This window comes from Streptomyces sp. NPDC033131, from assembly GCF_055578365.1.
Window position 1 is genome coordinate 12,779 of sequence record NZ_JBVIPA010000056.1, and the last position, 21,102, is coordinate 33,880.

A 21,102-nucleotide genomic window follows, 5' to 3' on the forward strand; every position below is an offset into this window, starting at 1 on the left:
GTCTACAGGGAGCTTGCCGTGACCGTCGCCGTCGTCCTCCTCGCCATCGCAGTCGTCACCGTCCTAGCACTGCTGGCCGCCGCCGGCGCCGCAACACTGGCCCGCCTCGACGGCGCCACCTGGCCCACCGCCCTCACCCGTGCCGCCATCACCTTCACCACAGTGATCACCCTCGCCGCCGCCGTCACCGCAGCCCTCACCCCCTTCCTCACCTGACGGTGCGTCTCCTGTAGCGCGGACAGCGTGCCGAGGCCGCCGGCGGCCTGCTGACGTGCCACGGGTCCCGCGCACGTGGGAGTCGCTGCGCGTCGCACATCCCGGCGATATCGCCGAGGTCGACAGCCTCCTTCTCTACCTCTCCGATGACCAGTTGGCCGCGCAGGGCAGCACACCGGCCGAATGGCAGGCAGCCTTGTTGGAAACGCATGATGCGTGGGCGCAGTTCAGTACGGCCTCGTCAGCTGTGGCCGTGGCGGGACCGCAATCGGCTGCCGTGGCTGCGGCAGAACTGCACAGGGCGATGCGCGCGTGGGAGATGATCGGGGTGGAGTGGGCGCGCGCGGCGATCCGAGATGGCACGGCGCACGTCGACGTCTGTCTCGCTCGCTTCGACACTGCCGCCTCTGCCGAGGAGACCCCGGTGATCGCCTTCCAGCAAGCCGCCCGCGAAGCACTGCAAACAGAGCACTAACCCACGTGGGGGTATGAAACGCCCGCCGGTCAATCCGTTACTGGGAGCGTGTTCCGGACCTCGAGCCATGCCGCGCCCGCTGTCCTTCCGCAGCCTCTCCCCGGCTCCCGGACCGCGCCCCGCACCCTGCTCCTCGGCCGGCACGACCACGACGGACGCCCGCCGTACGTGGGCCGCACCACCACCCTCCCCCCACACGGCCAGCAGCGCGGTTGCCGGCCTGCTCACCCTGGCCGACCGCGCGCAATCAGTCGACGGGCTGGACGCTCTCCGCCGGACGGGGCACGAAGGAGACTTTGAGCGTCACTCTCGAGCAACCCGAGCTGGCGGTGGAGGCCGGCGTCGACGTCGCCCGGGACAGTGCCGGGCGCTGGCGGCACCCAGCCCGCTGGTGCCGCGCCCGACCTGAACTCTGCCCCCGTGACGTCGAACTGTTCGTCGGCGGGCCAACCGGGCGCTGACCTGCTGTGGTCGGGCTCATGGTCAGGGTGCTCACCAGGAAGAGGAGTCAGGGCGGATGCTCTATCGGCGGCGTCCGGACAGGCGCCGGTTCTTCTTCGCCTCCGCTTCGGCCGCCTCGCGTGCGGCTGCCTCTTCCGCCTGGCGGCGCGCGACGCATTCAGTTGCGGCGCGGTCGGCGTCTTCCTGTGCGCACGGCCCGCACAGGTCGTCTTCCTCGCCGCGCCACGAGTACTGTCGGATCGAATCCCAGCGGTCGTCGGTGAACTTCGCCCCGCAACGCGTGCACACCGGCCGCTGCGCCTCCCGCTTCGCAGCCTCGCGTTCCGCCTGACGTTGGCGAGACTGCTCCCGCTGCACGGCGTACAGCCGGTCACCGCGGGGTTGTCCAAGGCCTCGCGCAGCGTCTGCCACTCATCGCGCCCCAGCCGCCGCCACACCTTCCCGGCGGCACCGGCCGGGTCAGCGGTGATCCGCTCCAGCTCGGTGACGACCACGGGCACCGCCTGGTGGTAGTCGACGGCCGTGATCCCCGCGGCCTGGCCCGGAACGGCTCGCCGGCGAAGTAACGGCGGGCGGCCTGCTCCAGGCGCTGCATCCGGCTCTCGCGCTGCGCCACCGTCTTGCCGGTGAACACGAACGCCACCGGCACGTAGCCCTCCCGGCCAGCGGGCGGGTAGAGGCGCGACCACAGCCGGAAGTCGTGCACCGCCGCGCCCGGGGTCATCCGCGCCTTGTCCTTGTCGGCCTTCGGCGCCAGGAGCTCGAACCACTCGTGGTAGCGGCGCAGCTTGTCCACGAGTTCGTCGACGGGCTCGGTGACGCGGTCGACCTCCAGGAGCATCGCGGGCACTCCGTCCGGGGCGCGCATCGTCAGGTCGGCGTACTGGGTGTAGCAGTAGGGCAGCTTGTGGGCGATCTCTGTCTGCCAGGACAGCGGGGTGCCGTACCCGGCGCCGGTGAGCACGGCGGCGGACGTCGTGACGGCGGCGGCGTGTTCGTCGTAGCCGTCGGCTTGCACCGGCCGGCCTTCGTCGTCGAAATCGAGCTTGCCCAGCGCGGAGATCCGTACGTTCTTCGGCAGCAGCAGCTTGGCTTCCTTGTGGCCCTTCTCGGTGAGCACCCACAGCTGGTGTCCCGACTCCAGTCGCGTCTCCACCCGGACCAGGCCCGAGTCCTTCAACGCGTTCAGGGTGTCCCTGGTGATCCGGTCGTGCCGGTCTTGGGGGCGCAGCATCCGCCAGAGCTGATCAGCGGTAGCTCGCTGGAAGATCCCCAGAGCCCTCGGTACTTCCTTCCTTCGCGGTCCGGTCGGCTTCCAGACCTGTGTCGGCCTAGGAGGGTTGTTGAACGCGTCACGGGACCTTGAATTCCGGGGCTGACCTGCACCGACGCGTCCGGCGGGCGAAGTGGCCGGGAGGGGCGATGGAGGGGCCCATGGAGTGGAGCTCCGGGGCCTGGTCCGCCTCGCCGGGGGGCGTGTGGTCGTCGGTGGCGTGCGCGTGGTCGTTGGTGGCGTGCGGCTCGTGGGCGGGGTCGGGGGTGAGTTCGGCGGGCACGGTGTCCTCGGTTTCTCCGGCCTACGGCCCGGGTCGGCGGTCCTCCGGCCCGCGCGGATCTGCGCACGGGCCGGGGCCACCGTGAGGAAGCACCCCTTGTCCGCGGTCTGTTCGTCCCGGACCGCAGTGTCCGTTTTACCCCTTGACCACCCCTTGACCGGATGGTTCGTCCGTGGCCGATGCCACATCGCCGCAGCCTCGGGGCTGTCGGGAAGGGCACAGTGCTCAGGGGCTGCCCGACTGGGTAACGCCCTGCGCGAGTTGGCCGACGACGTCGAGGATCGTCTGGCCGAACGCGGTAGGGGCGATCAGCACGCCGAAGACCAACACGATCACGACGGTCAGCTTCTCGTCGTTCCGGCTCCGGGCCTGCGTACGCCGCCGCAGCCGCACGACGATGATGACCGCCAGCAGAACCGCAACATTGATCGACAGAACCACCGGCCAGCCCTCCATCTCCGCATGAACGTCCCAGCCCACAAGTAGCTCGAACCACTCCACGCGGTGGGTTGATTACTGATCGTTGGCGGCAAAACGCTTCTGCCCGGCTGGATTTCCGGCCTTGACCGGCCCGTGCACCGCCCACACGCAGCGCTGGGGCAGTAGTGCACGTGATCCGGGCGGGCGCCGCCCACCACCAGCCGGGCCTCCTTCTTGCCGATCTCGACGTAGTTCAGGACGCGCTCGTAGTGCTCCGTGTGGACCAGCGCCCCCACCTCGGTGGCGGGGTCGGAGGGCAGGCCGACCCTGACCCGCTCGGTCGCTCCGCGAGGCGGCGGGTGAACTCCTCGTGACGAGTGCCCGGGAGCCCGCCGTGCAGCGTTCGCCGATGGCCAAGCGTCTGCCGGACGGGAACATGCAGGCCCTGCGGCAGTTCGTGAACCAGTCGCCGTGGGATCCGCTGCCGGTCAGGCAGCGGATCGCTGAGCGGCTGTCCAAAGTTGTCCGGCCCGAGGTATGGGTGATCGACGACGTGTGTTCCCCAAGTGCCGAGCGTCCGTCGTTGGGTGGAGGAGCCACTCTTGCCCGTTGTGAGGTGTGTACGCAGGTCGCGCCCTACCAATCTGCGCCCTGCCTTCCCCACGTGCAGGGGAAGGTCAGCCGCACCTGCCTACTTGTTCTACGACCGCCAGCACTAGAGTGCCGACATGCGCAACGCTGGCCCTCTCGACGAGCTGCCCGACACCAATCTATGTCTGGCGGTGGTCAGTCAGCTGATGGAAGCGGGCACAGTGCCGCCCTTCCCACCCCCGGCAGCTGAGGGCACCCACGTCTGCACAGACGCCTGTGACGCTGAGTGCGAGGAGTGGCTCGACGGCCTCGAGAGTTTCGACTACCGACAGGACGTGGCCGATGCCCTGCTCGGACTGCCCGTCACCGAAGCCCAGTGCGCCACCGTACGCGAGCTGAGGTGGCACACCTCCTCGAAGGCGATTGCCCTGGTCTGGAGCGAGTGGGGCGGTGAGTGCGAGGAGTTCCACATTCGCGCACTCGACGGCATAGGCGCGGCCCTTCCCGGCCTGGAGGCACTGCATCTGGAACTCACCGAGGTCACCGACCTGACGCCTCTGACCTCCTGCGGCCGGCTCCGAACCCTTACCCTGGCCGGGGGTTACGACGACGAGACCGACCTCGCGCCTCTCTCCGCCACCCGCATGCTGACCTCGCTCGCACTGCACTCCAAACGCGTGGAGGAACTGCGCCCTCTGAGTGGCCTTCCGCTGGAGCATCTCTCCCTCGACGGTTGTCACGACGGCGCCGGCCACGACGTGATCGACCTCGCGCCACTGGAGCACATCGCCTCGCTGCGCACGCTCCAGTACCGCCGCTTCGCCCGCATCCGCGGGGACGAGCACCCGGTCCTCTCCGCATTCGACAACGCCCGGGTCATCGACAGCCTCGCCGCACGTGGTGTCACCCTCACCTTCGACTTTTGACACCGCAGAGCCGTCTGACCGGATCGGGGTGCGCTGGCCCCGTTTCCCGCACGGCCCGGAGCGGCGCTGCGCCCCGAGAGGATCTCCGGCGCCAAGAAGCCGGTACTGCCGACGGACGTCGCCTTCCTGGACGCGTTCTACGCCCAGTGCGTCGCTTCCCAACTCGGTCTACCGAACCTGATCAACCTCCAGCGCGCCCCCGTACCAGTAGAACGTTCCGTCGAGGTACGTGATCGACCCGAAATAGACGTCGCGAAGCGCGGTGTAGGAGTGGGTTGTTCGCCCACACCAGCGCCACACCGCGGCCGCCAGCAGGACCAGCCCGCCGGCCGTCTCCGTGCGCAACGCCCGGGCGACAACCTGGCGTTCGGGCCAGGGCAAAAGACCGAGGAAGGGGGAGCGGGAGCGCGGGACACCAACGGCGTTCCCGTAGGCCCGCCCATCATCCTGGACGAGAACCTCAACCCCTAACCGATGGAAATCCAGCCCGCCCCCGGCCGCTTCGTCCCGGAGGTCGCCGACGTGTGGCCCGGCACCACCTCAGCTTCCGGATGCAGCGGCACGGCCTCGCCAGGGGCGACATGCCGACGGCCCCACCGTCTTGGTGCGGTCATAGACGATCGACATCGGCACCCCGCCGAAGTGGGCAAATGCCTGGCGGTGGCAGTCGAAGAAGGCACCATGTCCTGGCTCGTGGTGAAGCCGCAGAACGGGTCGCGCGAGTAGGACAAGACCATGTGGAACGAGTAGACCTTCGGGATCCCGACGTGGGCGAGGATCCTGCCCTCGTGTCGGGTAGCGGGGACGCATTGCTGCGTCCCCGCCCCCTCAGAACCGGGCGAGCGGGTTTCCCTGCACCTCGGCTCAAGCAAGCCCCATGGACTTCACGAAGGTGCAGCAACTGCTGGTCTCCTGCGGCTGCGAGGCCGAAGCCTGCGGTGACAGGAGGCGTGCACGAGGCGAGTTCGGTCCGTGCTCGGCGCGTCAGGCCGTCCGTGGTGAGTGAGATGGTCGGCGGCTATCGCCCTCTTGACGACGTTCAACCACCACCGCTCCCATTCCTAGGATGATTGCGGCGGCTGATCGGCGGTGAGAAAGTGTTCCCCGCAGAGCGGACAGCGGCCGTCCTGTTTGGCGAGCAGGCGCAAGTTGTAGCTGTCCAGCGGGTGTTGACCTTTCGTCGCCGCTGGGCCCGGTAGTCCGTCAGGCCGGGGTCGTCGGGTGACGCCCCGCCTGCGATCGACTGGTGCCGAACAATGCTCGTCCAGGAGAACTTGAGGAGAATCGGGATCTCCGCGGTCGTTGAGCACGTTGGCGCGATCTCCGAACACCCATCGGTCGTTCCGGAACTTGTTGAACCTGCCGAAGTAGTGTCGAACGATCCACTTCTTCGACTTGTTGGGGTGCATGCGTCTGGCCCACTGGTAGGTGAGCCACCACACGTAGTGAGCCAGCGCCGTGAAGACCCTGCTGGACACCACCCCCCGGTAATAGGCCGCCCAGCCCCGAAACCGCGATGAAACGTCCTCATCGGCGCTCGTCCGGAAACTTCGTGGCCCCTAAGGATCACTTTCGGTGTTCGGTCTGGAGGAGATGCACTCCGTGCTCGGGAGCAGGTGGTGGCGCAGCAGCATCGCCACATCGGGTACGAGGAACCGATCGAGCACGGCCAGGGCCCCGGTGAAGTCCTGGCCCCTGGTGTAGTGGTTGGTCACCACCAGGCAGCGGAGCCCGGCTCCCTGCGCCGCGCGCAGCCCGTTGACCGAGTCCTCCACGGCGATCGCCCGGTTCGGGGGCAGACCTATCCCGTCCAGCACCCGCAGGTAGGCGCCCGGGTCGGGTTTGAGCGTGGGGACCTCGGTGCCGGTGACCACACAGGCGAACCGCCCCCTGCCGAAGAGGTTGTCCAGCAGGGGTTCGACCCATATCCGGGTGCCGGTAGTGGCCACGGCCAGCGTCGTTCCCGTGGCCGAAAGCTCGCTCAGCAGCGCGCGGATCCCTGGGCGCGGCGGGATCGCGCCCTGTTCGACCATCGTGCGGAAGCGGGCGGTCTTGTCGGCGTGCAGGATCGCGGCGAGTTCCTCCGCCTCGTCGTGACTGTGGCTTTGGCGCCGCAGGAACGTCGCGATGCGCCGACGTCCCCCGGTCATCTGCAGGAGAAGGCCGTAGGTTTCGACGTCCCAGTGGTAGGGCAAGCCGGCTGCGGAGAAAGCTGCGTTGAAGGCGATGCGGTGGCCGTCCCGCTCGCTGTCGACGAGTGTGCCATCGACGTCGAAGACAATGGCGCCGTTCCGGTTCGGACTTGTCATCCCGGTGCTTCCGCCGGGTCTTCATGCTGACGGTAGTCGACGGCGCTGTAGACGCCGAGTCGGTCGAGTCGGTGCTCGCTGTGCACGAAGCGAACGGTGCCGCTCCGGGCGCGCATGACCAGCGACTCGGTGGCCGCTCGCTCCGGGCCATAGCGCACTCCACGCAGCAGCTCGCCGTCGGTGATTCCGGTGGCCACGAAGAACGCGTCCTCGCTGGCGATGAGATCCTCGACTGTCAGTACTTGGTCCAGGTCGTGTCCCGCCTCCAGAGCGAGACGGCGCTCGGTGTCGTCGCGCGGGCACAGCCTGCCTTGGAGCGCACCGCCGAGGCACTTGATCGCGCAGGCGGCGATGATGCCTTCCGGGGTGCCACCGATGCCCAGCAGCAGGTCCACGCCGGTGTCGTCGCGGGCCGCCGCTATCGCGCCCGCCACGTCGCCGTCGGAGATGAACTTGATCCGGGCGCCGGCCCTGCGGACCTGCTCCGCCAGTTCCTTGTGTCGCGGCCGCTCCAGGATGCACACGGTGATGTCCTCCACGGCGCAGCCCTTGGCCTTCGCGACAGCGCGCACGTTGTCCAGGACCGGGGCGCGGATGTCCACGGCGTCGGCGGCGGCGGGTCCCGTGACCAGCTTGTCCATGTAGAACACAGCGGACGGATCGAACATCGACCCGCGCGGGCCTACAGCGAGCACCGACAGCGCGTTGCCCATGCCCTTGGCCGCCAGCGTGGTCCCGTCGATCGGGTCGACCGCCACGTCGCACGCCGGACCGCTGCCGTCACCGACGCGTTCACCGTTGTAGAGCATCGGTGCGGCGTCCTTCTCACCCTCGCCGATGATCACAGTGCCGTCGATCGGCAACGTGCCGATCATCGCCCTCATGGCGTCGACGGCCGCCTGGTCGGCGCCGTTCTTCTCGCCCCGGCCGACCCAGCGGCCGGCTGCCATGGCCGCGGCCTCGGTCACTCGCACCAGATCCATTGCCAGGTTGCGGTCTGGTGCCGAGACCGCGACGTCACCGCCTTCGATACCTGCGTCGGCGGGCACCGTCGTCATATCCCTCTCCCTTCCGGGGAGCCCCTGTCTGCTGTCACACGGGGCGGTATCCGATGAGGGGGCAACCGCCCGTACGCACAGTGGTCGGGGATTTCATATGTGATACGGACGGTGCCCTGTGTCGGAGACTAGGAGCGCAGCCCGTCGGCTCCCACCCCCCGGCGGGTGGAGCGCCGGGGGAAGCCGCCCGGCGGGGGGCGACGCCATCCGGTGGTGTGCTCGCTGTCCAGCAGATACTCCAGCAGCAACGACGTGCTCGCCGAGGTCCGTTTGTGGGTGGCCGCATGCCAAGGCCGGAGCAGCGGCGTGCCCGGCACCTTCACCTCGGTCAATTCTCCGGTGGCCAACTCCCGGGCGACCGCGTCGCGGGAGACCATGGTGACTCCGACTCCGGCCACCGCCCCCGCGACGACCGCGCCGTTGGACCCCAAGGTCAGCCTGGGCGGGTCCACCTGCAGACCGGCCAGCAGGGCCTCGCATGTGACATGCGTGCCGGAGCCCGCCTCACGGAGCAGCCAGGTGGTGCGCCCCAGATCGAATCGCTCGGCCAGCTTGGGCACGGCCACCACCACCAGCTCGTTGGGGCGGATGGCGTGCACGGTGGTGTCGATGCCGGCCGGTGGCCGCCCGGCGATGACAAGGTCGGCCTCGTGGCTGGACAGCAGGGCCCACACCCGCTCGCTGGTGCCGACTTCGAGCCCGAGGTCCACTCCGGGATGGCGCTGGAGGAACCCGGCCAGGACCGAGGGAAGCACGTGCTCCGCGGCCGATGTCACCGAAGCAAGCCGCACCTGCCCGTGTTCAGGGTCGATGTCGCCACGCGCGGCGGCCAGCGCCTCGTCATGCAGGCCGAGGATGGTGCGGGCGTAGTCGGCGTAGGTCTGCCCCGAGCGGGTGAGGCGTACGCTCCGTCCCTCCCGCTCCATCAGGGGAACGCCGACCTCTCGAGTCAGTGCGGTGATGGCCGCCGAGACCGCCGACTCTGTCAGCGACAGCCGCTGTGCCGCGCCCCGGACAGACCCCGCATCGGCGACAGCGACGAAGGCACGCAAGCGGGAGGTCGTTGTCATCCCCATACCTCCATCGATCTGAAGCATTACTCAGACGTCAGTGATAACACCTGAGTGAACCTTTCGGTGTGCGGGCCGATCCTAAGGGTCCCTGCAGGACCTTGTGGTGGCACGGTGGAGTTGCAGGTGAGCAGCCCGTGTTCGTGGAGTGACCATGACACAGCGGAGCCGAGGGGGGCCGGCGACGAGTTGTGAGCGATGATCGAGCCTCGGCCACCGAAGCATCAGCGGCGCTTCCGTAACCCGTGCCGCAGACGGGTCGATGACCGCAAGACGCTGCATTCCCCGCGGGCCGGCGTCACTCGCTGCCTCGGCCGGCGTCCAGCCGTTCTTCCGCTCGGCCTCGCTGAGCAGTCCCGCGGGTAGGAACGCATCCGACGCCGAGGTTCAACACGACCGAACCCCCAGCAAACCCTCCCCGAACTCACCACACAACCCTGACCGACCGTCAGCTCCCCCCAAACTCCACCCCCTGGCCCACCGTCACATCGACGGCGTCTTCTGACAGCTCGGGCCACCCGGCCCGGCACCCGCGGCGGGGCGCGCAAGACCAAGGGGGCAGGACGTCCCGGCCGCCAACCGGTCCCCGCCTGCGGCGCACGAGGACAACCTCGCCGTGAGCAGGTCACCGCCCGTGCCGAGCCGCACCGTAGAGCGCACCGGTACCCGCAACGGACTGGGCCCAGCGCTCCGGCCGCGTCGGCAGTGCGCTTGTCCAGGTCGCTCCTCCGCCTCGGAGGACGCTTGCGGTCGTACACATGGCGAACACGGAAGCGACAGAACGGCACATTCGGCCAAAATCGGCGCACAGCCCCCTCGAAGCCCCGGAGCGCGGCTTCTCCCCTGCCTGGTCCACCTCGCGGGGGAGGCAGGGCGGGCCGCTGATTCCTAGGGTCGTTGCGCCGGCGTCGCCTGCTTGAGCGGATTCGGTGCGGCACACCCTCGGTGCCCGGCGGCGCCAGGCAGTAAGCCATCGATCGAAGGAGTGGGTACCGGATGAGTGTTCTGACCGAGACAGCAGCCGCGTTGGTCAGCGGTGGCAAGGGAATCCTCGCAGCGGACGAGAGCATCGGCACCATGTCGTCGCGTCTGGAGGCGGCCGGGGTCGCACCGACCGAGGAGAACCGCCGGGCCTACCGGGAGATGCTGGTCATGACGCCTGATCTGGCCGACGGAGTGAGCGGGGTCATTTTCTGCGACGAGACGCTGCGGCAGCGGCTCTCCGATGACCGCCCGTTCCCCCAGGCCATGCAAGACCTGGGGATTCTGCCCGGGATCAAGGTGGACACCGGTGCCAAGCCGCTCCCAGGATCGCCCGGCGATACCGTCACCGAGGGTTTGGACGGGCTGTTTCCGAGGCTGCAGGAGTACGTCACGCTGGGCGCACGATTCGCCAAGTGGCGTGGGGTCATCACCATCGATCGGACACGGCCTTCCGTTGCCGCGGTGCGCAGCAACGCGCACGCCCTGGCCCGCTACGCCAGTGCCTGTCACCAGGCCGGGCTGGTGCCGATCGTGGAGCCCGAAGTGCTGATGACCGGTTCTCACTCCATGGCTCGCTGCCAAGAGGTGACCGCACGTGTGCTTCAGGCGGTCGCCCAAGAACTTCGCTCCTTCGGAGTCGACCTCGCCGCCACGGTACTGAAGCCCAACATGGTGCTGCCGGGTTCCTCCTCCGGTGAGCATGCCTCGCCGGACGTTGTGGCACAGGCCACCGTGGGAGTACTGATCGAGCAGATGCCCGCCGAACTGGCCGGTGTCGCCTTCTTGTCCGGCGGGCAGAGCCCGCGGAGGGCCACCGCGAACCTGGCTGCGATGCAGCCGCTGCCTTCGCCGTGGCCGTTGACGTTCTCCTTCGGCCGGGCGCTGGTCGATCCGGCACTGGCGGCCTGGCGCGGCGAAGCGGACCTCATCGAGGCCGGGCAGCAGGCGCTGTCGGAGCGGACGTCGGCCAACTCCGCGGTGCTCACCGGTTCGGCTGTGGTGTAGTGGCAGGTCCGCGTGCGGCGTTGCGCATGAAGCTCGGCCGCGGTCGTCGGGGGCGGGCGGCCTCTGCCCGCTCCCGTGACCTCTCTGCGGTCGCGCGGTCGGCGTCGCGCTCGCGGGGGACCGGATCTGCCCGGGTTCGGCCTCGGTCCCACCGATGAGGGGCGCTGCAGGGATGCGGCGAGGAGAAGACCGCCGGGATACGTAGCCGAGGCCGCACGACCGGGGTGGGCTGCATAGGGCGCGAGTAAGCTCCCTCGAATGAGAGATCGACCGATGCGGATCGTACTCGTCGACGACCACGAGATGGTGCTCGAAGGGCTCAAAGCGCTGCTGGCACGTTTCCCCCGACGGGTCCGCGTAGTCGGGCAGGCGGTGAACTCGGAGGAAGCGGAACGCCAGGTCGCGACATACAGTCCCGACCTCGTGGTGTCCGATGTGCGGCTGCGTGGAGCCCACAGCGGCTTGGATCTGTGCCGGCGGCTCGTCGAGGCGGACCCCGAGACGAAAGTTGTGCTGCTCAGCGCATACGACGACGAGCAGTATCTGTTCCAGGCGCTGCGCGCCGGGGCGGTCGGCTATCTGCTCAAATGGATGGGGGGCGAAGAACTGCTCCGCCACTTCGAGCGGGCCGCCGCAGGCGAGACGGTCATCGACCCGACCATGGCCGGCCGGGCCGCTGCCTCCGCCGCGCGACTGCAGGCCGGGGAGTTCTGGCCTGGGGCGGCTGTGGGCCTGACCCAGCGAGAGAGCGAGGTCCTTTCGCTCATGGTGACCGGCCTGTCGAACCGGGCGATCGCCACCGAACTCGTCCTGGGCACCGAGACGGTGAAGAGCCACATGAGTTCCATCTACCGCAAGCTCGAGGTGCACGACCGGGCCGGCGCGATCACCGTCGCGCTCCGGGAAGGAATCTTCCGTTGAGCAGGCAGGGTCTCGGACTGGCTGATCCGGAGCGGGAGAACGCGCTGCTCGTGGGGATCATCGAAGCGATATCGGCCGGCCCCGAGCTGGGGCCGCTGGCCGCGAACGTCGCCAGGCTCATCTCCGAGGCAACGGCGACCGACCTCTGTTTCGTGCATGTGCTCGATGACACCGGGGAGACCCTGACGCTCACGGGCGCGACTCGGCCGTTCGACCGGGAAGTGGGCCGGATCAGGCTGCCGCTGGGCCAGGGGGTGAGCGGGTGGGTGGCACGCCATCAGCAGCCCGTGGTGATCGTCGAGCGGAAAGAGGACGATCCGAGATACCTGCACTTCCCACAGCTCCGCGGCCAGGACTTCACGTCCATGGCCTCAGTGCCCATGATCAGCCATCCCGGTGGGTTCGTCGGAGTCCTCAACGTGCACACCCGTGATCGCCGCGAGTTCTCCGGCCGGGACGTCCGGCTGCTCACCTCGATCGGCAGCCTTGTCGCGGGAGCGATGCATCAGGCGCGGTCCCACCGCCGGCTCGCCGCACGCGAGCGTGCGCTGGAACGGTTCGCCGAGCAGGTCATCGCCGCGCAGGAGGCGGAGCGACGCCGGCTGGCCGCCGACATCCACGATGGCATCACCCAGCGGCTGATCAGCCTGCGCTTCCATCTCGACGCCGCGACCGACGCCCTGGCTGAGGACCCGGACTTCACAGCCAAGCAGCTCGTGCAGGCACTTCGGCTCACGCGCCTCACCCTGGACGAGGCCCACGCGGCGATCAACGGCCTGCGCCCCCCAGTTCTCGACGACCTCGGGCTCGCCCACGCCCTGGCCAGCCTGGCCCGCTCCACCCCCGGCATCGAGGTGGCCTTCGAACTCGATGAGTGCCGGCTGCCCGAACACGTGGAGATCGCGCTCTACCGCATCGCGCAGGAGGCACTGCACAACGTCGTCAAGCACGCGCAGGCGGACCTGGCCCAGCTTGATCTGCGCTACAGCGACAACGAGGTGTCGCTTCGGGTGACGGACGACGGGTGCGGCTTCGATGCCGGTTCGTTGCCGCCCGGGAACCTCGGCGGCGACGGGTACGGCATGAGCAGCATGACCGAGCGCGCCGAACTCGTCGGCGGCCGACTCGAAGTCACGTCCCAACCCGACCACGGCACGACTGTCATGGCCAAGGTCCCCTTGCGTTGACAACCTCTCTGCTCGGAAAGGGCGGAGGTTCACCGGCGTCGGCTGCACTTGTGGGCGAATCTCGCCGCGCCGCGTCGTACCGGGACCATGGTCCCCGGTCTTCCCTCCGGTCCGGTCTCCGGGCTGTGTGCCGCCGCCGACCGGCGCGTTCACGCCTCGATCCAGTAGGCGGCCTCCGCACAGTATCGCCGCGGCCTCGGCGAGCGCGGCCGCGCCACAGGCTGGTGACGGCTGTACGCCGGACCGGCCGTGTGACCAGCGTGTTCGCCATGATCGCGGCTGCACGTCCGGCGGGAGGCAGGCACAACACTTGACTGTTCATTCAAGTGATTCCGAAAAGACTTGATGGATATGCAGGGCTTCCGAGGTGATGATGAGAGACATCCCGATCGAGCAGGAGGACCCATGACGGAGCGCTGGGGTGCCGGAGTCATTCCGTACGCGGAGATGGGCTACTGGCAGCCCGACTACGAGCCGAAACCGACGGACATACTCGCGGCCTTCCGTATCACGCCGCAGCCGGGCGTGCCCCCGGAGGAGGCCGGTGCCGCGGTGGCAGGTGAGTCCTCGACGGCCACTTGGACGGTGGTGTGGACGGACCGTCTCACCGCGTACGACCACTACCAGGCCAAGTGCTACCGGGTGGAGCCGGTGCCGGGCGCCGACGACCAGTACATCGCCTACATCGCGTACGAACTCGACCTGTTCGAGGAAGGCTCGATCGCGAACCTCACCTCCTCCATCATCGGCAACGTCTTCGGGTTCAAGCCGCTCAAGGCGCTGCGACTCGAGGACATGCGGATCCCACCGCACTACACCAAGACCTTCCAAGGTCCCCCCCACGGCATCGTGATGGAGCGGGAGTACCTCGGAAAGTACGGGCGTCCGCTACTGGGTGCCACCACGAAGCCGAAGCTGGGGTTGTCCGCCCGCAACTACGGCCGGGTGGTGTATGAGGCACTGCGCGGCGGGCTGGACTTCACCAAGGACGACGAGAACATCAACTCGCAGCCGTTCATGCGCTGGCGGGACCGGTCCGTGTTCTGCATGGAGGCGGTCAACCGGGCGCAAGCTGAGACCGGTGAGGTCAAGGGCCACTATCTCAACGTCACCGCGGCGACGATGGAGGACATGTACGAGCGGGCCGACTTCGCCAAGGAACTCGGCAGCCTCGTGGTGATGGTCGACCTGACGGTGGGCTACACGGCGATCCAGTCCATGGCCCAATGGGCCCGCCGCAACGGGGTCCTGCTGCATCTTCACCGTGCGGGTCACGGGACCTACACCCGGCAGAAGAGCCATGGCGTCAGCTTCCGGGTCATCGCCAAGTGGATGCGCCTCGCCGGTGTCGACCACATCCACGCGGGCACCGTCGTCGGCAAACTCGAGGGCGACCCCAACTCGGTGCGCGGCTTCTACGACACGCTGCGCCTCGACAAGGTCGACGCCGACCCGGTCAAGGGCCTGTACTTCGAGCAGGACTGGGCCTCCATGGCCGGCGTCATGCCGGTCGCATCCGGCGGCATCCACGCCGGTCAGATGCACCAACTGCTGCACTACCTCGGCGAGGACGTCATCCTGCAGTTCGGCGGCGGCACGATCGGCCACCCCATGGGCATCGCCGCGGGCGCCACGGCCAACCGCGTCGCACTCGAGGCGATGATCAAGGCGCGCAACGAGGGCCGGGACTTCCTCGCCGAGGGGCCGGACATCCTGCGGGCCGCTGCGAGGCGAAACCGCGAGCTCGATGTCGCACTGTCCACGTGGGGCGACATCACCTTCACCTACGAGTCCACCGACACACCGGACGTCATCGCGACTCCGACGACAGCCTGACGGCCGGGAGAAACCATGCGAATCACCCAAGGCGCCTTCTCCTATCTCGCCGACCTGAGCGACGAGGAGATCGAGAAGCAGATCCAGTACGCGCTGGACAACGACTGGCCCCTGTCGGTGGAGTTCACCGACGACCCTCACCCGCGCAACACCTACTGGGACATGTGGGGCCTGCCGATGTTCGAGCTGCGGGATGCCGCAGGCGTGCTGCTCGAGGTCAACGAATGCCGAAAGGCGTACCCCAACCACTACGTGCGCATCAACGCGTACGACGCGCGGCTGGGCCGACAGACCACCGCCCTGTCGTTCATCGTGAACCGCCCCGCCGAGGAGCCCGGGTTCCGGCTCACCCGGCACGAGACGAGCGACCGCCGGATTCAGTACACCACGCACGCGTACGCCACCGACAACCCGGCCGGCCGGCGTTACGTCTCCAACCAGTGAGGCGATATCAGCATGACTGTTGAGGAAGGCGATCGCCCGGTGTTCGGGATGCGCCCGTCCGCGTCCGGTCCGGTACCGGGCGCGGACGGACCCCCGGAACTGCCGGATCCGGCCGAGCCGCTTCTGACCGACGACGCGACCGTCGACCTCGAGGCGGAGCGTCGGCACTCGGGTATCGACACGGTGCTGGAGGCTCTGGAACGCCAACTGGTCGGGCTCACCCCGGTGAAGACACGCATCCGGGAGATTGCGGCGCTGCTGCTGGTCGACCGGCAACGGGCGCGGTTCGGCCTCTCGGCCAGTCGGCCCAATCTCCACATGTGCTTCACCGGCAGTCCCGGCACCGGGAAGACCACGGTGGCACTGCGCATGGCCGAACTCCTCAAGCAGTTGGGCTACCTCAAGCGTGGTCACCTGGTCTCGGTCACCCGCGACGACCTCGTCGGGCAGTACGTCGGGCACACAGCCCCGAAGACCAAGGAGGTCCTCAAAAGGGCGATGGGCGGCCTGCTGTTCATCGACGAGGCCTACTACCTGTACCGAGCGGAGAACGAGCGCGACTACGGACAGGAGGCCATCGAGATCCTGCTGCAGGTGATGGAGAACCAGCGCGACGACCTCGTGGTCATCCTCGCCGGGTACGGGGACCGGATGGACACCTTCTTCCAGTCCAACCCAGGAATGAGCTCGCGTATCGCGCACCACATCGACTTCCCCGACTACACACTCGACGAGCTGACGCAGATCGGCGAGCTCATCGTGGGCGAGCAGCTCTACGCTCTCTCCCCACAGGCGCACACCACGTTCCGGGAGTACCTCGCGCGACGCCGCGAACAGCCCCGGTTCGCCAACGCGCGCAGCGTCCGCAACGCCCTGGAGCGGGCGCGGCTGCGGCACGCCAACCGGCTGGTGGACCGCGGCGGCGCACCGCTGTCGAAAGGCGACCTCATGCGGCTGGAGCCGGAGGACTTCCTCTCCAGCAGGGTGTTCTCGGCCGAGCCCTCGGCCCAGGCGGCCGAGGCGGACTCCCGCTGATGGCATCCCAGGGGTACGCCGGGCACGGCAAGGTGATACCCCGCCGACAACTGCTGTGGCAGGTCGGTGAGTTGTTTCCGTGGCCCTGATGCCGCGCGGGGAACAGCGAGCGTTCGGGCGGCAGGGGTCGGGCGGTCCGGCCACCGCAGGCGGGGAGACGCACCCGCTCGCGGTCCTGTCCCGGCGTCGCCCGGCCCGATCGTGCGATCCCGTCCACCCTGGCGCCACCCACCTTCGAGCGAACCGGTGGGTGGCGCCCTTGTCGGTCCGTGGCTGGTCGTCCGGCGCGGAAGTCCGCCGGGATGCGCTGACCACGGTGCCGGAACCGTAGGAGCCGCGCCCGCCGGCCGCATCCCGTGTCAGGTGGGCGCCGCGCGTGAAGCCGGTGGCGGAGGCGGTCCCGCACGGACCCTCCTGGAACCGGCGAGTCCCTGCTCGGCGTTGCGTCGACGCCACCGAAGACTCGATGCCGAGGCGTCGGTGACAGCGAAGACACGGTCCGCGGGCTGCTTGAGGATGTCGCGGTGCTTCTGGTCCTCCGGCGAACGGATTCTGACCGCTGCTCCCCCTGCTCGTCGCCCCGCCGGTCGGCGGCGACAGGTCCCCGAATCCCCCGGAAGTCTCCCCCGCTCGGGGGGAGTCGCTTGCACCATCCGAACGTAGCTTCTTCCGCAACGCCAACGACAGGAGGCTTCATGGCGCCGACCGCATTGCCGCCACGCATCGTCCCTTCCGTGCTGCCGGCGGATTTCTCGCGACTGGGGGAAGAGTGCCGGTTGCTGGAAGAGGCGGGCGTGGACCGCATTCAGTGGGACGTCATGGATGGCGTCTTCGTGCCCAACATGACCATGGGCCCCGACGTGATCGCGTCGGTGCGCCCGCTGGTGAGCCTGGGGTTCGAGGCCCATCTGATGGTCGAGGAGCCGGATCGCATGCTGCCGCACTGGGTGCAGGCCGGCTGCGAGATCGTCATCGTCCACGCCGAGGCGACCCGTCACCTGCACCGCACGCTCGGCGCCATAGGGGAGCTGGGGGCGCGTGCCGGGGTGGCGCTGAATCCGGCGACACCGCTGAGCGAGGTGGAGCATGTGCTCGACCTTGTCGACCTGCTGCTCGTCATGACGGTCGACCCGGGGTGGGGTGGTCAGTCCTACCTGACGTCCATGGAGCCCAAGATCGCCCAGGCCCGCGCGATGATCGCGCGCACCGGGCGGGAGATCGAGCTGGAGGTGGACGGAGGCATCGGGCGCAGCACCATCGCCGGTGCCGCGCGGGCCGGCGCCACGACCTTCTGCGCCGGCAGCGCGCTGTTCTCCGAGCGGCACCGGATGAGTGAGGAGGTGACGACGCTGCGCTCGCTCGCCGCGGCGGCACCGCACGACGCGCAGGCGTACGGCCTGCAGGAGAACATCGAGGAGGCAGCATGAGCAGGCCCGGAGACCGGGGGGTGCTCACCGCGCCGACCGTCCCCGTGACGGCTGACCTGGTGCCGCTCCCTGACGACCTGGACGCCCAGGCGGTCGCCACGATCCGGCTGCTCGCGGCCGACGCGGTGGAGGCCGCACAGAGCGGGCACCCTGGCCTGCCCATGGGTGCCGCGGTTCCGGCATGGGTGCTGTGGTCACGCTTTCTGCGGCACGACCCGACCGAGCCCGGCTGGCCGGACCGCGACAGGTTCGTGCTGTCCGCCGGGCACGGGTCGATGCTGCTGTACTCGCTGCTCCACCTGTTCGGCTACGACCTGCCGCTCGATGAGCTGCGCCGGTTCCGGCAGTGGGGGTCGGCGACCCCGGGGCACCCGGAGTACGGGCATACGCCCGGGGTGGAGACCACTACCGGCCCGCTGGGGCAGGGGCTGGCCAACGGAGTGGGCATCGCCCTCGCCGAGCGGATGCTCGCCGCCCGCTGCAACACCGGCGAACACACCGTCGTCGACCACCGCACATGGGTGCTGGCCGGCGACGGCGATCTGATGGAGGGCATCAGCCACGAGGCGGCCTCGCTCGCCGGGCACCTCGGGCTGGGCCGTCTGATCGTCATCTACGACGACAACGACATCACCATCGACGGCCCGGCCTCCCAGTCCTGCCGGGACGACGTCCTGGCACGGTTCGCCGCCTATGGCTGGCAGGCGCTGCGGGTCGACGACGGCAACGACGTGGCCTCGATGGCGGCTGCGCTCACCGAGGCGGTCGCCGACGAGACCCGGCCCACCCTCGTCGCGGTGCGCACCACGATCGGGTTCGGTGCGCCGACGCTGGCCGGCACCAGCACGGCACACGGTGCCCCGCTGGGGCAGCAGGAACTGGCGGCGACCCGGGCACGGTGCGGCTGGCCGGACGAACCGTTCCATGTGCCCGCACAGGTGGCGGAGCACTGTCGGCAGCTGGCCGCACAAGGGCAGGCCGACCGGCTCTCCTGGGAGCAGGAACGGGCGCGGTGGGCCGAGGCCCACCCCGAGCTCGCCGCGGAGTGGGATGCCGAAGCGTGCCGGCAGCCACCACGCGACCTCGGCGACCTGCTGCCGCGGTTCGAGCCTGGTACGGCGATGGCCACCCGCAAGGCCTCCGGAGCGGTACTGGCCGCGGTGGGCCCTCAGTATTCGGCGCTGGTGGGCGGGTCGGCCGACCTGGCGGCCTCGACGAACACCACGATCCCCGGCGCGGGTGATGTCGGGCCCGGGGCCTACGGTGGCCGCACGCTGCACTTCGGTATTCGCGAACACGCCATGGGGGCTGCGCTCAACGGCATGGCGCTGCACGGGGGGCTGCGGCCATACGGGAGCACGTTCCTGGTGTTCTCCGACTACATGCGACCCGCGGTGCGGCTGGCCGCGCTCATGGGGCTGCCGGTGGTGTTCGTGTTCACCCATGACTCCATCGCCGTCGGGGAGGACGGGCCCACTCACCAGCCGATCGAGCAGTTGGAGTCGCTGCGGCTGATTCCAGGACTGACGGTGCTTCGGCCGGGTGACGCCAACGAGACCGTGGCCTGCTGGCAACTGGCGTTGGAACGCCTCGACGGGCCGACGGTACTGGTGCTCACCCGCCAGGACCTGCCGGTGCTTGAGCCAGTGCCCGCCGACCTGCTCCGCCGAGAGGGATCCCAGGTGGTTCGTCGTTCTTCCGGGGAGCCCGACGTGGTGCTGATAGCGACCGGGTCGGAGGTCGGGCTGGCGTGTGCCGCTTCCGACGAGCTGGCCGATCAGGGCGTTGTCGCCCGGGTGGTGTCGGTGCCCTGGCGCGAGCGGCTCGAGGAGGCACTGGACTCCGACCCGGAGCTCCTGCCGCGGTGCCCGGCGGTGTGGGTGGAGGCCGGCGTGCCGCATGGGTGGCAGGCCCTGGCCAGGGCCGGCGACCAGGTCATCGGGCTGCGGAGGTTCGGCGCCAGCGCCCCGGGCCCGGTGGTCTACAGCGAACTCGGTTTCACGGTTTCAGCGGTCGTCCAGGCCGCGCTGAGCAGCATCCGTAGCGAGACGAAGCGGGAGACGCAATGCCGCACAAGCTGATGCAGATGCAGCGCGCCGTCAATCAGGGCTCTCGGAGACGACCGGTCATGCTCGCCATCGCGGGCGACAGCGCGACGGGCAAGACCACCCTCACCAAGGGGCTGGTCGAGGCACTGGGACCGGAGCGCAGCACATCGATCTGCGTGGATGACTACCACCGCTACGACCGCCAGGAGCGTAAGGAGCTGCCGTTCACCGCGCTGCACCCGGACTGCAACTACGTCGGGATCATCGAGCAGCACCTGCAGCTGCTTGCCACCGGCCAGCCGATCCTGAAGCCGGTGTACGACCATGCCACCGGGCAGTTGACACGGCCTCAGCTGATCGAGCCGCGGGACTTCGTCATCGTCGAGGGCCTGCTGCCGCTGCACACCACGCTGACCCGAGCGTGCTTCGATGTGACCGTCTATCTCAACCCCCCGGAGGAAGTCCGCCGGGAGTGGAAGATCAAGCGGGACACCCAGAAGCGCGGCTACACCGTTGACCAGGTGCTCGCCGAGCTGAACCGCCGCGAGCCGGAGTCGGAGGCGTTCATACGCCCCCAACGGAAGTCCGCCGACATCGTCGTACGGTTCGCGCCGATCGCAGGCAGGGACGACCCGCCCGGCACGCCCCTGTCCGCCGAGCTGCTGCTGCGGCCGACCATCCGGCACCCGGAACTCAACGGCGTACTGTCCAAGGGCGACCGACGTGCGATCCACCTGAAGCTGGCCCGGGACGAGGACGGCCGTCCCGTCGACGCCCTGCACGTGCACGGCTACGCGCCGCGCGAGGAGAGCGAAGTCGTGGAGAAGTCCATCTGGTCCCAGCTCGGCGTAGACGCCGGCGATCCTCCCGGCACCCTGGGCAAACTCGAGGGCACCGACCGCAGCGAGCCGCTGGCCATCACCCAGCTGCTCCTGCTGTACCACCTGTTGGAAGCCACCCGCTGACCGGCCTGCCGACCGCGGCCGAGGCGGTCCTGCCACCGGCACCGCCGACATCGAGGTCCGACCGGTCACCGGGGGCTCCTCGCGGTCCGCGAGACTCTCTCGTGATCACACGGAAGGTCGCACATGGGCACCGTCTTGATCGCGGCCGGCTGCGCGGCGGCGGTGCT

21 protein-coding genes and 2 pseudogenes are annotated in these 21,102 nt (G+C 69.1%); 13 read left to right on the forward strand and 10 right to left on the reverse strand.

Annotated elements, in window-relative coordinates; translation table 11 throughout:
- Positions 1–18 precede the first annotated feature (18 nt).
- A complete protein-coding gene (locus ACZ5XS_RS40700) occupies positions 19–216 on the forward strand; it encodes a hypothetical protein (RefSeq protein ID WP_468660175.1) in 198 nt (65 codons plus the stop codon).
- A gap of 55 nt (positions 217–271) precedes the next feature.
- Entirely contained in the window at positions 272–691 is a 420-nt protein-coding gene (locus ACZ5XS_RS40705; protein ID WP_468660177.1) for a hypothetical protein, read from the forward strand.
- Between the two features lie 522 nt (positions 692–1,213).
- Here ACZ5XS_RS40705 and ACZ5XS_RS40710 read toward each other — a convergent pair.
- From ACZ5XS_RS40710 to ACZ5XS_RS40730, 5 genes are all read right to left on the reverse strand, one after another.
- Positions 1,214–1,510 carry a hypothetical protein gene (locus ACZ5XS_RS40710; RefSeq protein ID WP_468660179.1) on the reverse strand — a complete coding sequence of 99 codons (297 nt, stop codon included), beginning with the start codon at positions 1,508–1,510 and terminating at the stop codon, positions 1,214–1,216.
- A gap of 13 nt (positions 1,511–1,523) precedes the next feature.
- Positions 1,524–2,387 (reverse strand): replication-relaxation family protein, encoded by an 864-nt coding sequence (locus tag ACZ5XS_RS40715; RefSeq protein ID WP_468660181.1) that lies wholly within the window; start codon positions 2,385–2,387, stop codon positions 1,524–1,526.
- Between the two features lie 118 nt (positions 2,388–2,505).
- Positions 2,506–2,709: a hypothetical protein gene (locus tag ACZ5XS_RS40720; RefSeq protein ID WP_468660183.1), complete on the reverse strand. Its 204-nt coding sequence runs from the start codon at positions 2,707–2,709 to the stop codon at positions 2,506–2,508.
- 225 nt (positions 2,710–2,934) lie between these two features.
- On the reverse strand, positions 2,935–3,150 hold the full coding sequence (locus ACZ5XS_RS40725) for a hypothetical protein (RefSeq protein WP_468660185.1): 216 nt from the start codon (positions 3,148–3,150) through the stop codon (positions 2,935–2,937).
- Positions 3,051–3,425, reverse strand: coding sequence for a hypothetical protein (locus ACZ5XS_RS40730; protein WP_468660187.1), 375 nt, complete (start codon positions 3,423–3,425; stop codon positions 3,051–3,053). The genes ACZ5XS_RS40725 and ACZ5XS_RS40730 overlap by 100 nt, the downstream gene beginning before the upstream one ends.
- Positions 3,426–3,565: 140 nt before the next feature.
- On the opposite strand from ACZ5XS_RS40730, the gene ACZ5XS_RS40735 reads away from it, so the two are divergent.
- Positions 3,566–3,970, forward strand: a complete 405-nt coding sequence (locus tag ACZ5XS_RS40735; protein WP_468660225.1) for a transposase — start codon at positions 3,566–3,568, stop codon at positions 3,968–3,970.
- Positions 3,858–4,646: a DUF6892 domain-containing protein gene (locus tag ACZ5XS_RS40740; protein WP_468660189.1), complete on the forward strand. Its 789-nt coding sequence runs from the start codon at positions 3,858–3,860 to the stop codon at positions 4,644–4,646. Before ACZ5XS_RS40735 ends, ACZ5XS_RS40740 begins: the two co-directional genes overlap by 113 nt.
- 1,061 nt (positions 4,647–5,707) lie before the next feature.
- Here the strand turns inward: ACZ5XS_RS40740 and ACZ5XS_RS40745 are convergent.
- The 5 genes and pseudogenes from ACZ5XS_RS40745 to ACZ5XS_RS40765 all read right to left on the reverse strand — a co-directional run.
- A pseudogene (locus tag ACZ5XS_RS40745) lies at positions 5,708–6,145 on the reverse strand (group II intron maturase-specific domain-containing protein); the annotation flags it as partial.
- Between the two features lie 60 nt (positions 6,146–6,205).
- On the reverse strand, positions 6,206–6,955 hold the full coding sequence (locus tag ACZ5XS_RS40750) for an HAD-IA family hydrolase (protein WP_468660191.1): 750 nt from the start codon (positions 6,953–6,955) through the stop codon (positions 6,206–6,208).
- Positions 6,952–8,013 carry a class II fructose-bisphosphatase gene (gene glpX, locus ACZ5XS_RS40755; protein ID WP_468660193.1) on the reverse strand — a complete coding sequence of 354 codons (1,062 nt, stop codon included), beginning with the start codon at positions 8,011–8,013 and terminating at the stop codon, positions 6,952–6,954. The genes ACZ5XS_RS40750 and glpX overlap by 4 nt, the downstream gene beginning before the upstream one ends.
- Before the next feature lie 128 nt (positions 8,014–8,141).
- A complete protein-coding gene (locus tag ACZ5XS_RS40760) occupies positions 8,142–9,083 on the reverse strand; it encodes a LysR family transcriptional regulator (protein WP_468660195.1) in 942 nt (313 codons plus the stop codon).
- A 270-nt stretch (positions 9,084–9,353) separates the two neighbouring features.
- Positions 9,354–9,484: pseudogene (locus ACZ5XS_RS40765) on the reverse strand (IS701 family transposase); the annotation flags it as partial.
- A 595-nt stretch (positions 9,485–10,079) separates the two neighbouring features.
- On the opposite strand from ACZ5XS_RS40765, the gene ACZ5XS_RS40770 reads away from it, so the two are divergent.
- The 9 genes from ACZ5XS_RS40770 to ACZ5XS_RS40810 all read left to right on the forward strand — a co-directional run bounded on the left by ACZ5XS_RS40770 (position 10,080) and on the right by ACZ5XS_RS40810 (position 20,935).
- Positions 10,080–11,072, forward strand: a complete 993-nt coding sequence (locus tag ACZ5XS_RS40770) for a class I fructose-bisphosphate aldolase (RefSeq protein ID WP_468660197.1) — start codon at positions 10,080–10,082, stop codon at positions 11,070–11,072.
- Positions 11,073–11,345: 273 nt separating this feature from the next.
- Entirely contained in the window at positions 11,346–11,993 is a 648-nt protein-coding gene (locus tag ACZ5XS_RS40775) for a response regulator (protein ID WP_468660199.1), read from the forward strand.
- Entirely contained in the window at positions 11,990–13,180 is a 1,191-nt protein-coding gene (locus ACZ5XS_RS40780; protein WP_468660200.1) for a GAF domain-containing sensor histidine kinase, read from the forward strand. The genes ACZ5XS_RS40775 and ACZ5XS_RS40780 overlap by 4 nt, the downstream gene beginning before the upstream one ends.
- 405 nt (positions 13,181–13,585) lie before the next feature.
- Positions 13,586–15,016 (forward strand): form I ribulose bisphosphate carboxylase large subunit, encoded by a 1,431-nt coding sequence (locus ACZ5XS_RS40785; protein ID WP_468660202.1) that lies wholly within the window; start codon positions 13,586–13,588, stop codon positions 15,014–15,016.
- A gap of 15 nt (positions 15,017–15,031) precedes the next feature.
- Positions 15,032–15,460 (forward strand): ribulose bisphosphate carboxylase small subunit, encoded by a 429-nt coding sequence (locus ACZ5XS_RS40790; RefSeq protein WP_468660204.1) that lies wholly within the window; start codon positions 15,032–15,034, stop codon positions 15,458–15,460.
- Between the two features lie 12 nt (positions 15,461–15,472).
- Positions 15,473–16,495 (forward strand): CbbX protein, encoded by a 1,023-nt coding sequence (cbbX, locus tag ACZ5XS_RS40795; protein ID WP_468660206.1) that lies wholly within the window; start codon positions 15,473–15,475, stop codon positions 16,493–16,495.
- 695 nt (positions 16,496–17,190) lie between these two features.
- The gene (gene rpe / locus ACZ5XS_RS40800) at positions 17,191–17,922 is read left to right on the forward strand and encodes a ribulose-phosphate 3-epimerase (protein ID WP_468660208.1); all 732 of its coding nucleotides are present in this window, start codon (positions 17,191–17,193) and stop codon (positions 17,920–17,922) included.
- Positions 17,919–20,003 carry a transketolase gene (gene tkt / locus ACZ5XS_RS40805; RefSeq protein ID WP_468660210.1) on the forward strand — a complete coding sequence of 695 codons (2,085 nt, stop codon included), beginning with the start codon at positions 17,919–17,921 and terminating at the stop codon, positions 20,001–20,003. The genes rpe and tkt overlap by 4 nt, the downstream gene beginning before the upstream one ends.
- Positions 19,988–20,935 carry a phosphoribulokinase gene (locus tag ACZ5XS_RS40810; protein WP_468660211.1) on the forward strand — a complete coding sequence of 316 codons (948 nt, stop codon included), beginning with the start codon at positions 19,988–19,990 and terminating at the stop codon, positions 20,933–20,935. Before tkt ends, ACZ5XS_RS40810 begins: the two co-directional genes overlap by 16 nt.
- The last annotated feature ends 167 nt before the right edge of the window (positions 20,936–21,102 follow it).

Excerpts from the sequence above, each read along its gene's own strand:
- rpe (WP_468660208.1), top strand. The coding sequence starts at position 17,191 with ATGGCGCCGACCGCATTGCCGCCACGCATCGTCCCTTCCGTGCTGCCG.
- ACZ5XS_RS40715 (WP_468660181.1), bottom strand. The coding sequence starts at position 2,387 with ATGCTGCGCCCCCAAGACCGGCACGACCGGATCACCAGGGACACCCTG.
- ACZ5XS_RS40740 (WP_468660189.1), top strand. The coding sequence starts at position 3,858 with ATGCGCAACGCTGGCCCTCTCGACGAGCTGCCCGACACCAATCTATGT.
- ACZ5XS_RS40760 (WP_468660195.1), bottom strand. The coding sequence starts at position 9,083 with ATGACAACGACCTCCCGCTTGCGTGCCTTCGTCGCTGTCGCCGATGCG.
- ACZ5XS_RS40785 (WP_468660202.1), top strand. The coding sequence starts at position 13,586 with ATGACGGAGCGCTGGGGTGCCGGAGTCATTCCGTACGCGGAGATGGGC.
- ACZ5XS_RS40790 (WP_468660204.1), top strand. The coding sequence starts at position 15,032 with ATGCGAATCACCCAAGGCGCCTTCTCCTATCTCGCCGACCTGAGCGAC.
- glpX (WP_468660193.1), bottom strand. The coding sequence starts at position 8,013 with ATGACGACGGTGCCCGCCGACGCAGGTATCGAAGGCGGTGACGTCGCG.
- ACZ5XS_RS40775 (WP_468660199.1), top strand. The coding sequence starts at position 11,346 with ATGCGGATCGTACTCGTCGACGACCACGAGATGGTGCTCGAAGGGCTC.
- ACZ5XS_RS40735 (WP_468660225.1), top strand. The coding sequence starts at position 3,566 with ATGCAGGCCCTGCGGCAGTTCGTGAACCAGTCGCCGTGGGATCCGCTG.
- ACZ5XS_RS40750 (WP_468660191.1), bottom strand. The coding sequence starts at position 6,955 with ATGACAAGTCCGAACCGGAACGGCGCCATTGTCTTCGACGTCGATGGC.
- cbbX (WP_468660206.1), top strand. The coding sequence starts at position 15,473 with ATGACTGTTGAGGAAGGCGATCGCCCGGTGTTCGGGATGCGCCCGTCC.
- tkt (WP_468660210.1), top strand. The coding sequence starts at position 17,919 with ATGAGCAGGCCCGGAGACCGGGGGGTGCTCACCGCGCCGACCGTCCCC.
- ACZ5XS_RS40810 (WP_468660211.1), top strand. The coding sequence starts at position 19,988 with ATGCCGCACAAGCTGATGCAGATGCAGCGCGCCGTCAATCAGGGCTCT.
- ACZ5XS_RS40770 (WP_468660197.1), top strand. The coding sequence starts at position 10,080 with ATGAGTGTTCTGACCGAGACAGCAGCCGCGTTGGTCAGCGGTGGCAAG.